Genomic DNA, 12,802 nt, shown 5'->3' on the forward strand with positions numbered 1-12,802 from the left:
TTTAGTATAGTAAAAAGAGCTTTTACTTCTTCTTTGCTTTACTCAAGGAGTCTTTGACAGCTTCTTTTATTGCTCTGCTGGTTTCTGATGCTCCAGAAACGGCATCGACATCGTAGGTGTTTTGCTCAACCATTTTTTGAGGTAACTCTTTAACCGCTTTTGAGCCGTAGTCATCACTTTCAGTTTGCTTCAAAATTTCGACATCCGCAATCTTGCCTGATTCATCCAAGGTGGTTCTGACAACCACGCCATCACCCATGCCTTGATTACTATATCCTAAATATTGATTAGGGCCAACTTTGAATTTTTGATCGCCTTCATCACTTGAAGCAACAAAATTATCATTAATTGGTGCACTATTTAGATCCGCGGTACCGATTCTAGACATATCCTGTTTAGCAACAGCAGCATTTTCCCCAGCGATTTTACCAGAAATTAAACAATCTGCAATATTACCACCAGTAGTATATTTATTAACAAATGGTGAACCTAATTCTCCTGCTTCAAATAAATGTGGGATTGGAGTCCCATTTGGATCTAGTACTTGAGCATGACCATCACGCCGGCCGCCACCTTGAGTATTAAGCATATTTTGTCTCAAGGCAATTGCATAAAATGGCCCATTTTGACTAAACGCACGCAGAGTAGCAGGATCGCGGTGATAAGCATAGTCTTTTCCTTGTTGCGCCATAAAATTGAACTCTGAAATTGTTTGAGACAAAACTTCTGGATCCTTGCCAATTGCTGAAGCCAAATCAGCAATTGAATTAGCCTTAATAATATTATCCAAGAAATGAGGCACTTTAAGACCATCATCTGGTTCATTTAGAAGTTCTTCATATTTTTCCTGGTCAAAAATCATATACGGATGGTTTTGATTCAATGGCACTACCCAATCACCATGATTATAAATATGACCATGCCGATTTAGTTCTGCTTCATTAAAGTAACGACTACCATCTTCACCAACAACGATTGCACTGCCATTTGCTATTTCTGACCAAAAGACATTTAAAGCATATGTCGACCGAATGCCTTCTTTTTGCCTTGGTGAAAGACCATGGAATTGACCTAGAGATTCAAATGATCGCATATTCCACAACTGCGCATTTACTTCTTCCAGCATTTTAATGCCATCACCCTTATTGTACAGAGAGCCAATTGGTGACAAATAAGAAGACTGCAAAAATGTCTGGATCATTTCCTTATTATTTTCAAAACCACCGACAGCCAAAACCACGCCGTTATTTGCTTTAATGTTCCGTAAGACATAATCTCGTTCAATTTGAGCACCTAAAACAATTCTTGAAGCTCCATCTTGAATTAAATGTTTAGCTGGACTGCTATACCAAACAGTAATTTTTTCTGAACGATCTAATACTTTTTGGCGTAACAGTTTCCACAAGGCAGCATCACTTGTGCCATTATGAACTAAGTAATCATCATACGAATCAGCACAAGGCAATTCAGGATATTCAGTCACATATTTGGTTGAAGGAGTACCAGCCAACAATTTTTTCATGCTTACTGGTTTAACACCCAAATATTTTTCAAAATATTCACTCATATTAGCCATTCCTTCAATTAAATTGTGGAAGGGTTCTTTATCTGGTTGCAAAGGTGCCGCTAAGTTTTCATGGTACTTTTTTAAAGCTTCATAATCCGTACCGGCTCCTACCATTTGGCCAGCATAGCGTGTATTACCACCCTCATGGCCTTCTGGCGCACTGTCGACTAATAAAACTTTAGCACCGCTATCTGCCGCAAACCTGGCAGCTGTGGCACCAGCTCCACCAAATCCTAAAACTATTACATCATAAACAGCATCCCATTTAAAACTGTGTTCATTATTCATTATTAAGCCTCCATATGACATATAAAAAGCTCTGATATAGACAACTTAATTATAATTCATAATGGTATCTTTGTGAATAAGGTAACTAAATAATCTAAAAAATTCTTAACCTTACTTAAATCCTATTTCGCAAAATGCAGAATAAAAAAAAGCTAATTTCATCAAAACTGCGACGAAATTAGCTTTCAATTTTATTCATTTTTTCTTTACGGATAAGGCATTATAATAATTAATCCCCTTAAAAGATCAGTCATAGTAATTCCCCCCCTTTCATATAATTTTAAACTTTATAATTACATCTATTTTATAACTTATATTGACAGTAGTATGGAAGTTTTCATATTTGAAATTATTTTTCCATTCTTTTTACCATAACTTTATATCCTGATTCATATAAAACTTTTTTTACAACTTCAGCTTTTTCTTTATTTCCATGAATTGATTCATCAAAGTAAAGTCCTAATATCTTAGGGAACGCTAATTCAATGTCATCTGGTAGTTGTTTTATATAATCTAATGATTCTTTGCATAACTTGAATTCTTTCTTCTTGAAGCACCAGTCAACGTAATTAATTAGTAAAACACTTAATGCAATCTCAGTTTTTTTATCAACTTTTGTAATATCGTGATATCTTCTTAAAATACTTTTAACAAAAAAAGTTGCTTCATCCACATTATATACTTGAATCAAGTTTGCAATTAGTAAAATCCGATAATATTCGTCATCGTTGTAGCTTTCTCTAAAAATAATATTTTTTATAGTATTTCTTTGTTTGTTAGTTAATTTTTTCATTGCAGTTTCGTTATGAGTTTCTGCAATCAACCGAGCTAATAAAATTATAAATTTAATGAAAGGTGTTTGAGGTTTAATCTTCTCAAATGATTTAATTATATTTTTTATTTCACTTTCATTATCTTCTGTTGATACAGTAACAAATCTATTTACCAATGAAACCAGTTTTTCTTTATTTGCTTTTTTACTTTTAAAGTCATTAAAAAAATCTTTTGGATCAACATTATGCTCTTGCAGAATGTCTAAAAAGTCATTTACTCCAATATCATTTAGTCCTCTTTCGACCTTTGAATAAAATGAAACAGAAATAACACCAGCTGCCATTTCTGTTTGGGTCAATCCTAATTCTTGACGTAAACTTTTTAATTTTTTACCTATATAGTTCATTTAATCTCCTATCTTTTTATGCTATATATGACTTCATAATTATGAGCACATTTGATAAAGCTGGCAAAACTTATTATTTAATTTTAATAAAATAAGCTAAAAGAACAATGATGTTAAACTAAAGAGTCTAAGTTTGTTATAATTTAAGTTATTAATAACAGTTTAATATAACAGCTTTAGGGGATTCGACATGCCAAATTTTCATAACACTAAACTTAAAAAAGAAGTAGTTTTAAGAGATCCAGTTCACGAATACATCCACATTGAAGACAAAGTTATACTTGATATCCTGAAAACCAAGGAATTTCAAAGAATGCGCAGGATTAAGCAACTTGGTCCTATTGCCTATGTTTTTCCAGGTGCAACGCATACTAGATTCGAGCATAATCTAGGAGTTTATGAATTAACCCGCAGAATTTGTAATATTTTTGCAAAAAAATACCCATCGCAACGTTCAGGCGATGGACTTTGGGATGATAGCAACAGGCTTTTAGTAGAATGTGCTGGTCTCTTACATGATATTGGACATGGTCCGTATTCACATACCTTTGAACACCTTTTTGGCACTAATCATGAAAAAATTGGGCAAAAGATTATCACTGACCCCAGTACCGAAGTTAACCAAGTCTTGCAAACAGTTTCACCGAATTTTCCGGGCCTTGTAGCAAGTGTCATTGCCAAAACTTATCCCAATCCACAAGTAGTAAAAATGATCTCTAGTCAAGCAGACGCTGACAGAATGGACTACCTGCAGCGCGATGCCTATTTCACTGGGGTTACTTATGGGAAATTCGATTTATCCAGGATTTTGCAAGAAATTCGTCCATACAGTGAGGGAATTTGTTTTACTATGGCAGGAATGCATGCCGTTGAAGATTACATTGTTTCTCGTTATCAAATGTATCAACAAGTTTATTTCCACAGAGTCGGTCGCTCAATGGAAGTTATTTTGCAGCATTTACTTGAAAGAGCGAAAATCATTTATAAGCAAGGCAATTTGCCGGTAACTCCTAGTTTAGCAAAATTTCTGGCTAATGACTGGACACTTGATGATTACTTGAAGCTAGATGATGGCGTAATGGAAACCAATTTTTCAATGTGGACAAAAGCTAATGATCCGATTCTCTCCGATTTAGCAATGCGTTATCTCTTCAGGAAGCCTTTAGCCAGTGTGTGTATCAATCAAGAAACCAAAAATCTGTTGCCAAAATTAAAAGATTTAATCAAACAAGCTGGGTTTGATCCAAATTATTATACTGATACCAATTCAGCTTTCGATGAACCTTATGATGCTTATAAGCCAACTGGTAAAAATGCTAACAGTCAAATTGAAATCATGCAAGACGATGGACAATTAATCGAATTATCACATTTAAGCCCTCTTGTACGTTCATTGAATGGGACACTGCAAGGTGATGAACGCTTTTTCTTCCCTAAAATTATGATGTCAAATAGTGATGAACCCCAAATTTTTGATCCGTTATATCAAAAATTTCAGCGCTATGTTAAAAATGGTACCTTAAGGTACTTGAGAAAGCCAAAAAAATAAAATAAATTATTAGACAGGAAAACCCCGAATTGAACAATTCGGGGTTTATATTGATTAAAAAAGGTTTCCAATTCTGATGTGCCCCCAAAAGTTGGACAACTCTTAGGGCACAGTACATAACTAATTTTGAACTAATTTTTTACAATTCTATGACTCAATTTTTAAAATGATATCTTTTGCTAATCAGCCTAGAACTTTAAAATAAGCTCCTGCAATGCTGACTAACAGCATAATTAACATGATCCATAGGGGATTTAATTTCTTTTTTAGTAGCCAATAAGTTAAGCCAAAAACAATCAACACTGAAATACCAGGAAAAATGCCATCAAGTAGTGACTGAACAGTTGATCCACCAGCTTTAGTGCTACCTATTTTAGAAACAAACTTAACTTTTACCATATCCATGGTCATAGCGCCAACAACTATCATACCTACTATTGAAGCATATTTCGTAAGTTTTCCCATTAGACCAGATTGCTCAACTTCAGAAATTACGTTAGTTCCTAAACCATATCCTAAAAAAGTTCCATAGTATCTAAACAAGTAATGTACTGAATTAAAAATTAGAAAGAAGAGAATTGGTCCTAAAACATTTCCTTGTAAAGCCAAAGGTAAACTTATTCCAGTAGCTATAACACGAACTGTTCCCCAGAAAAAGCTGTCACCAATTCCACTAAGAGGACCCATTAATGCGGTTTTGACGTTTGAAATTGAGCTTTCATCAAAGTCTGAATTCAGTGAGTTTTCTTCTTCCATTGCTGCTGCAATTCCCATAGGAAAAGTTGATATATATTGCGTTACATTATATAGTTCCAGATGGCGTGTTAAAGCTTGAGAAAAATCCTTTTTCTTCGGGTATAATTTTTTCAATAGAGGCATTAGTGCCCATGCAAAGCCTACATTTGCCATTCTCTCATAATTCCAAGAATGGTTTAATGGTATACTTCTCCAAAAGATTTTTTGCAAATCATTCTTTTTAACTATTCTATTATATTGTGGTTTAAAATTCATCAAATCCGTCACCATCCGTTTCTGAACTGCTTACTTTACTAGATAGATTCTCTTCATTCTCTGGGATGTAAAATAACATGAATGCAACTATAATGAATGAAAATATTGCAACTTCCGTTACAGTAAACTTTGTAAAGGCAATAATGAAAAATCCAAAGAAGAAAAACAACAGATTTTTCTTGTTTACAATCATTTTCAGAAGCATTGCAAAACCTAATGCAGGTAGTATTCCTGCCGCTATATTCATACCTGATTGTACAAAATCAGGTATGAAATTCAGCATCTTCTCAACTGCGCCCGAACCAAAATAAAAAGCTAAAGGTATAAAAACCAGACCTGGCCAGCTTTGGGCCCATCCTGAAATTAACATGTCTACTGTAAATTTCCGCGTATTTGCCTGTGCCGCATCTCTATCACATTTGTGAATAAAAATCAGCATTACTGGTTGACCCAATGCTGTATTCAACGCCAACATCACGGTTGCAATTGGAATACCCATAGTTAGCGCGGCACCTACACTTGCATGACTTTGAATTGCCAGGGCAACTCCTAATACTGTACCGGCAACAGGATCTGGGGGATTATAAGCGCCAACTGAAATTGAACCAATCATAGCCAATTCAAGGGTTGCCCCCATAATTATTCCTGAAGTGAGATCTCCCATTGCTAATCCTACTAATGGACCAAGTACAATCGGTCTTTGAACATAACTAGTACCCAAAAACCATTCGCTGTAACCCAAAAAGGTTAACAAAAAAATTAATATTGTTTTTACAATCAACTCTATCCCCATCCACTCTATTTAAATTGATGTTTTGTATCATCAGGTATCATTTGTGAAAAAATATTTGTTCCCTTATTCTTCATGTCTTTTAAGATTTTTGTTTCTTCATCATTTAAATAAACACTATTGCTAAACTTCATCGTGCCTTTTCTAAAAGGTACGTTTCCTAAATTCAAACTATTAAATCCAGTTGACTCAATAATTTTTTCCGCTATTTTAACAGTTTCACAAATAATTAATAGTGAATACTTATCCGTTTTTCCACTTTTCAGTTGAGCAATTGCTTCAGAAGTTGATTTAGCAACAACCTTTACCCCACTGGGTTTCGCTAAAGCTATACTCTGCATTCTGATTTTATCTTTCTTCAAAGTTTCACTAACTAATAAAATTGCGTTTATACCTAGGCTTGATGTCCAAGAAACAGCCACCTGACCATGCAGTAAACGGTAATCGACTCTAACCATTTGTATCATTACATATCAGCTCCTTTGTGTTTCAAAATTCGTCTAGCTCATTTGAACCATTTTGGTTATCCAAAGCATTGCAATAAATTATTCCCTTTTGTGCTTCACTAACAGATATTTTTATTTCATTATCTATTTCTTTTCCTTTAACATTTACTATCAAAGACAAAATTAGTGGCAAATTAACACCGCAAATCAGGTGAATTCTGGCATCACTTTTAGTTAATTCTAAAAGATGGTTATTCACGCTGCCGCCAAAAATATCAGTAGTAATAATTATATAATCAGCCTTAGAGTTTGAAATATAGTCATCAATCTTATTTTCAAAATCAAGGCAATGATCCACGTAAGCTGTAAAGCAAGTTATATTTTTTTGCTTACCTGCAATAAATTCTATTGTAGATAATAAACCTATAGCCAACTTGCTATGAGTAGCTATTACATATTCAATTTTGGGATCATTCATGTTTAATTACCCTGACTACCCATTTTTTGATGAAAATCTGGATCTTTTGGTATACAAGGATCAATGCCATTTTCCCCGGGTACCAAAGCAGCTATGACTTGAAATAGAATAGGATAAATAAATGTCTCAAATTGTCTTGGAACTTTAATATCATAACCAAACTTTTGCTGGTCACTAATATTAGAGCCATCAACAATGTATATTTTATTAGTCCACTCACTCAAAATTTTTATAATTCGGTTTAACTTGCCTTCTGAACCGTTATCAATGAAGAAAAGCGTTGATTGACTATTTATCGCATTGTAAACACCATGTATAAATTCATTAAATTCATATCCAGTTATTGGTAACCGACACGCCTCTAGAATTTTTAAAGTAGATTCTAATACATCCCCATATAATGATGCAGGACCACTAATTCTGATATCATGTGCATGTGCTAGATCCTTTTTATTTTCTTCTACCCAATTAATTGCTCTTTTCAATGAGTTTGGGAATTGCTTTAAAGTAGTTTTCAGTTCCTTAACATCTTCATCAAAATCACTTCTAGATATATGACCATTATCTATGCCAATATATTCTGACAGTAAAAGCAAATTTAATTTTGTAGTGTAATAGCCTTTAGTTTTTGGACCTACGGTTTCCTTTCCCACTGCGACAGTTAGCTTTTCGTCGGCAACTTTATTGATATAAGCATCTTCGGTTCCTGACATTGACGCTATAATACAGCCATGTTTTTTAGCCATATTCATTGCATTAAAGGTTGTCAAGCTGCCTCCCTCTTGGGAAACTCCTATAAATAAAGTGTGTGAATTATCTTTTTGTGCATTAAATATTTCATCTGTTAACTTAAATGGGTAATATGCATCAACCGGTAGACCACTTTTTTGTCTCATTAATTGCTGCATTTGTTCTCCAGAATGATAACTGGTACCTGAGCCAGTAATCATTATCTTTTTTATTTTACGAGAAACGACATGTTCAAATAATTTTTGACTATCATCTAAAAGTTTTAATAATTGTTCTGGTGTTTCTTCTAAATTTTCAATAATACCATTCATACTTCTTATTCCTTTCGTAAAAACCGTAATGTTTTATAAGATCTTGAGTACTCATCATTAAAGTTTTCAGTTGCAACCTTCATGTTTACTTTATAATATAAGCTAAACGTTTGAAAGCGTTTTATGAAAATTGGAACTTTGTTTTCAATAATCTTTTGATACTGAAGCATTTATTGAAACTTTGTTACGTTGTTGAACGGAGGATTAATACTATGGAGTCTTTAGAAGATTTAGTTCGAATTAAAAATACAACTAATAATGATGAAGAAATTATCAAATTTATAATTGAAAAGCCAGAACAAGTAATTAATATGTCCATTTACAATCTAGCCCAGGCAACACATACATCTACCTCATCAATTATCAGGTTCTGCAAAAAGTGCAATTACAAAGGCTTTAAGGACTTTAAAATTAGCCTAATTCAATGCATAGATAAAGAAATCAACGATATAAATAACGTTGATGTTAATATGCCGTTTAGAAAAAATGATACTGACCTGGTAATAGCAAAAAAAATAAGCCAACTTTCTATTGAAACCATCAAAGCAACCTTTAATTTGCTCTCTTCTTCTAAATTACAAACTGCAGTTGATCAAATTATTAATGCAAACAGTGTTTTTGCAGTTGGTGTTGGTGATAACTATATTCGTTTGTGTGATTTTAAAACCAAGCTGCTGTTAATAAATTTTTATATCAAAATGACACAGTTAGAAGATGACCAAATTAGGCTAACAAATCTCTCAACTAAAAAAGACGTAGCTATCATATTATCGTATAGTGGCGAAACAAAAAAAGTTTTAGAATGTGCACAAAAATTTTTCCTTAACAGAACGCCAATTATAGCAATTACAAGTAATGAACATAGTCATTTGGCGTCCTTAGCCGATCAAATTTTTTTAATTCCTAATAAAGAGAATAGTAAAGTCAGCTTTTCCAATTTTTCTTCACATGTTTCAATCGAATACATTTTAAATACTATCTATTCCTGTATGTTCAGTAGAAATTATCTAGCTAACTGTAAATACACACAAAACTAAGCGAAATATAACACAATAAAAAAGGATTCAACTGACGTTGAATCCTTTTATTAAGTGTTAAAAATACTTTATACCTAAACGTTCATGTGACCCGAAATTGAATTATCTGTTACTGGACTAACACTTGTATCTATCCCAACTTTCTCAGAAAGCTTAGCAGACAAAACTTGGAATGGCACTACATAAATGATTGGAGATAATAGCGGAGAAGTTTTAACGCTTAATTTTAAGTCTCTCCTGGTAGTTTCAAAATCTTCACCTGAAACAACGAAGACATGCTTAGTATACGCACGGCGATAATACGCTGCTATATCAATCATCCGTTTAAATTCTGAACCCATGTTTCCTCCAATAAGAAAAATAAAGTTATCATCATGATAAGCACGAAGCGGACCATGAAGTTGTTCTTCCTGCTCATATGCACTTGTGGGACGACCAAAAGTTTCAAAAAACTTCAAGCGAGCCTCAAGCGCTGTCGGGAAGTTATAACCGAATCCTGCAATTGAAGCCTTTTGCATTTCAACAAGCTCTTCTTGCTGCTTTTCATACCAAGCTACACTTTCGTTAACAACAGTTGGAAAATTATTTACCAATTCCTGTGCGTCGTTAACAAGTTGATCATATTTTTCTTTTCCAATTAAACGAGATTGGTATGCAATCTCAACAGCTAACATATAAAACTGAAGTAAAGTTTCTGTATAGCCTCTTGTTTCCGGTCCGATTTGTTCTTCTTCACAAACAAGATGAACGTAATGGTCAGCAATTTTTGTAATTGCTGATCCTAATTGTTCTGAAATTCCTAGTGTTGAAAAACCACATTTTGCTGCATGTTGTAATGCTCCGCAAGTAGAAATACTGTCACCGTGCTGAGACAATCCTACGACTAACACCTGATTATTTCTAAAAACACTGCTGGGATTTATACTTTCGGAATAAGTAAAAACTGTTGGTTCGACTGCTACGCCTTCAACTTTAAGAAGTTTAACAAAAATGTTGCGTATTACTCGCATAGCATTATATGAAGTACCAGAGCCAGTAAAGATGACTTTTTTAAAATTATTTTTTAGCCAAAAATCAATAAAGTCTTGACCATAATCTTTTCGTTCATCTATAGCTCTTTGTAAAACTCTCGCTGTATCTTTGATATGTCCCATCATTGTTAATTTAGTCATATTCTAAAATTCCTCCAATTTAATTGTTTTATTTGCAACCTTTTTCATTTCTAATAAATATTCTTTGGCTTGCTTATTTAATCCCAGAGACTCACTTGCCTTAATTAAGCGATCATAAATTATTAACTTCTGTTGTGGTTCGTTAGCAACTTTGAGCTGATTATTTAATTCTGCCAGTAAATTTTGATCTGGTTCAAGGTAAACTCTATGTAATTGATCTATTTCTTTCTCTATTTCTGCTGTCTTACAATTTACTTTCAAATAGTTTTCCAATTTAAGTATGGATTCCTGATCGTTTTTTTCTAAGAAAAGAACATAACTGCGCATTAATCGAATTAATAAGTTATTATTCTTAGTTAAATTAGAAGGCTTTTTGATAAATTTTGATACAATCTTTTTAACATTTGCTATATCTCCATACGTCAAGAAATAATCTAACTTTAGAAGTTCACGTGATCTAGCGGATAAGCAAATTTTTGCTACTGGAGCTTCAAGCAATTGAAAATATTTGCTTTTTTGTCCTTTTCTTTCAAAAGACAATAACTTGGTAAACATTTTTTTACGTAATCTGGTTTCGGAAAGCCAGCCAAGTATAAAGACTGCAAATAGCAGCAATGCGATCAATATATTTTTCATGATTTGCTTTTATAATAAACCAACTGAAACTGCTAAAATTCCCAAGATAATTAACCCTATTAAGATCACTGTTCCGTTAACTTTTTTCTGCAATAATCCGTAGCAACCAAAGGTTAGCAATAATGGCAGTAAATCGGGCATTAGAGAATCTAAAGTTTTTTGTAAACCGATTTTAGTCCCGCCAAATTTCATAACTAACGGTACTTTGATAATTACCATTGAAGCAATCATCGCTCCAACAACCACTAGACCTAAAATTTTCGCTGCCTCTGTTAATTTTTGCAGGGTGCCACTTTCACTTGCTTCTGCAAGGAATTTGTTACCACCTTCATAAGCTAATTTAAATCCGAACCAGCGAAGCAATTCACTTGGTATTACGTTGATTAAGAAATAAAGAATTGGACCTAAAATACTCCCTTTAATTGCAAGAGGTGCTCCTACACCAACAGCAATTACCCGAAGAGTTCCCCAAAACATTGAATCACCAATTCCGGCTAAAGGACCCATCAAAGCAGTTTTAACAGAATTAATTGAACTAGCGTCAAAATCTTCAGAATTGGCATTCTGTTCTTCCATAGCACAACTTATTCCCAAAATTAAGGGAGAAGTCGAAGTTGAGCAATTGAAAAATTCCAAGTGCCTTTTAAAACCTTTTTGCATTTCGTCTTCATTATCGCCATATAGTCTTTTAATAACTGGGGTCATTGCCCAAGCATAGCCTAGAGACATTTGCCTTTCATAATTAAAAGAACCAAGAAGCTGATAATGACGCCACATAACTTTGCGTAAATCCTTTTTAGTTAATTTCTTTTCTGGTTTTTGCGTTACTGAATTATCCATTACAGTAAGTCCTCCTCATTATTTTCACTAGGTTTGAATTGATAGTAAACATAGGCAATTATCAGCCCGAATAAAGCTATACCAATCATTGGTACTTTCAAAAATGCTACCAAGCCAAATCCTAGGAAAAGAAATGGTGCATACTTTTTGTCATATGTAAGTTGCATTAACATAGCAATACCCAAAGCTGGAAGTAAGTTCCCTGACTGAGTTAAACCGTCTTGAATTACTTTAGGAATTGAACGCACAATGACCTTAATAACCGGTGCACCAACTAAATAGCCAACAATTATTGGTACAAATTTAGATAAGAACAACATAGCTGTTCCCGACCATTGTCCAATTGCAATTCCTTTCCAATTTTTCTTTTCTATTTGTCTGTCAGCATAATGTGTGAAAATTGCATTAAAACTGCCTATTGCAATGGCAATAATCTGTGCAATTAATGCTATTGGGATAGCCAGAGTCAATGTTGTTTGCCAGTTCGTACCTGTCTTTATTGCCAAAGCTGTAGCTAAAGCTGAACCAACTACAACATCCGGCGGAGTTGTAGTTCCAATTCCAACCAGTCCCATCCACACTAGCTCAAGTTGTCCTCCTAAAATTAAGCCAGTGGTAAAGTCCCCCATAACTAATCCAACAATAGGACCTATTATGATTGGCCTATCCAACATATGCTGACCGCCAAGGCGACTCTCCATATAAACAGTTGCTCCTACCAGAGCAACTAAAAATGCTTGTATCATA

The 12,802-nt window shown here is 34.0% G+C and carries 13 protein-coding genes; 2 read left to right on the forward strand and 11 right to left on the reverse strand.

Annotation, left to right across the window (positions count from 1 at the left end):
* Nucleotides 1–22 precede the first annotated feature (22 nt).
* Together JF75_RS07815 and JF75_RS10170 are read right to left on the reverse strand one after the other, a co-directional pair.
* On the reverse strand, nucleotides 23–1,855 hold the full coding sequence (locus JF75_RS07815) for an FAD-binding protein (RefSeq protein ID WP_052726895.1): 1,833 nt from the start codon (nucleotides 1,853–1,855) through the stop codon (nucleotides 23–25).
* Between the two features lie 349 nt (nucleotides 1,856–2,204).
* Nucleotides 2,205–3,035 (reverse strand): helix-turn-helix domain-containing protein, encoded by an 831-nt coding sequence (locus JF75_RS10170; protein WP_052726896.1) that lies wholly within the window; start codon nucleotides 3,033–3,035, stop codon nucleotides 2,205–2,207.
* Nucleotides 3,036–3,225: 190 nt separating this feature from the next.
* Between JF75_RS10170 and JF75_RS07825 the strand changes: the two genes are divergently transcribed.
* Complete coding sequence (locus JF75_RS07825) at nucleotides 3,226–4,584, forward strand: HD domain-containing protein (RefSeq protein WP_046332530.1); 1,359 nt, start codon at nucleotides 3,226–3,228, stop codon at nucleotides 4,582–4,584.
* A 183-nt stretch (nucleotides 4,585–4,767) separates the two neighbouring features.
* On the opposite strand, the gene JF75_RS07830 is transcribed toward JF75_RS07825, so the two are convergent.
* The 5 genes from JF75_RS07830 to JF75_RS07850 are packed head-to-tail and all read right to left on the reverse strand — an operon-like array spanning nucleotide 4,768 to nucleotide 8,370.
* Complete coding sequence (locus JF75_RS07830) at nucleotides 4,768–5,595, reverse strand: PTS system mannose/fructose/sorbose family transporter subunit IID (RefSeq protein ID WP_045928534.1); 828 nt, start codon at nucleotides 5,593–5,595, stop codon at nucleotides 4,768–4,770.
* Nucleotides 5,585–6,376 (reverse strand): PTS mannose/fructose/sorbose/N-acetylgalactosamine transporter subunit IIC, encoded by a 792-nt coding sequence (locus tag JF75_RS07835; RefSeq protein ID WP_052697104.1) that lies wholly within the window; start codon nucleotides 6,374–6,376, stop codon nucleotides 5,585–5,587. The genes JF75_RS07830 and JF75_RS07835 overlap by 11 nt, the downstream gene beginning before the upstream one ends.
* Nucleotides 6,377–6,393: 17 nt before the next feature.
* Entirely contained in the window at nucleotides 6,394–6,852 is a 459-nt protein-coding gene (locus JF75_RS07840) for a PTS sugar transporter subunit IIB (RefSeq protein ID WP_046332531.1), read from the reverse strand.
* Nucleotides 6,853–6,874: 22 nt separating this feature from the next.
* A complete protein-coding gene (locus JF75_RS07845) occupies nucleotides 6,875–7,309 on the reverse strand; it encodes a PTS sugar transporter subunit IIA (RefSeq protein ID WP_046332532.1) in 435 nt (144 codons plus the stop codon).
* Nucleotides 7,310–7,311: 2 nt separating this feature from the next.
* On the reverse strand, nucleotides 7,312–8,370 hold the full coding sequence (locus tag JF75_RS07850) for an SIS domain-containing protein (RefSeq protein WP_045928538.1): 1,059 nt from the start codon (nucleotides 8,368–8,370) through the stop codon (nucleotides 7,312–7,314).
* A gap of 212 nt (nucleotides 8,371–8,582) precedes the next feature.
* Here JF75_RS07850 and JF75_RS07855 point away from each other — a divergent pair, with 212 nt between their 5' ends.
* Nucleotides 8,583–9,407 carry a MurR/RpiR family transcriptional regulator gene (locus JF75_RS07855; RefSeq protein ID WP_052726897.1) on the forward strand — a complete coding sequence of 275 codons (825 nt, stop codon included), beginning with the start codon at nucleotides 8,583–8,585 and terminating at the stop codon, nucleotides 9,405–9,407.
* Nucleotides 9,408–9,481: 74 nt separating this feature from the next.
* Here the strand turns inward: JF75_RS07855 and JF75_RS07860 are convergent, their stop codons facing one another.
* The 4 genes from JF75_RS07860 to JF75_RS07875 are packed head-to-tail and all read right to left on the reverse strand — an operon-like array spanning nucleotide 9,482 to nucleotide 12,801.
* Nucleotides 9,482–10,579, reverse strand: coding sequence for an SIS domain-containing protein (locus JF75_RS07860; RefSeq protein ID WP_046332533.1), 1,098 nt, complete (start codon nucleotides 10,577–10,579; stop codon nucleotides 9,482–9,484).
* Nucleotides 10,580–10,582: 3 nt separating this feature from the next.
* Nucleotides 10,583–11,215: a hypothetical protein gene (locus JF75_RS07865; protein WP_046332534.1), complete on the reverse strand. Its 633-nt coding sequence runs from the start codon at nucleotides 11,213–11,215 to the stop codon at nucleotides 10,583–10,585.
* 9 nt (nucleotides 11,216–11,224) lie between these two features.
* Nucleotides 11,225–12,055 (reverse strand): PTS system mannose/fructose/sorbose family transporter subunit IID, encoded by an 831-nt coding sequence (locus tag JF75_RS07870; protein ID WP_046332535.1) that lies wholly within the window; start codon nucleotides 12,053–12,055, stop codon nucleotides 11,225–11,227.
* Nucleotides 12,055–12,801 (reverse strand): PTS mannose/fructose/sorbose/N-acetylgalactosamine transporter subunit IIC, encoded by a 747-nt coding sequence (locus JF75_RS07875; RefSeq protein WP_052697106.1) that lies wholly within the window; start codon nucleotides 12,799–12,801, stop codon nucleotides 12,055–12,057. The genes JF75_RS07870 and JF75_RS07875 overlap by 1 nt, the downstream gene beginning before the upstream one ends.
* Between the last annotated feature and the right edge of the window lies 1 nt (nucleotide 12,802).

It is taken from the genome of Lactobacillus kimbladii, from assembly GCF_000970755.1.
GTDB classification, from domain to species: domain Bacteria; phylum Bacillota; class Bacilli; order Lactobacillales; family Lactobacillaceae; genus Lactobacillus; species Lactobacillus kimbladii.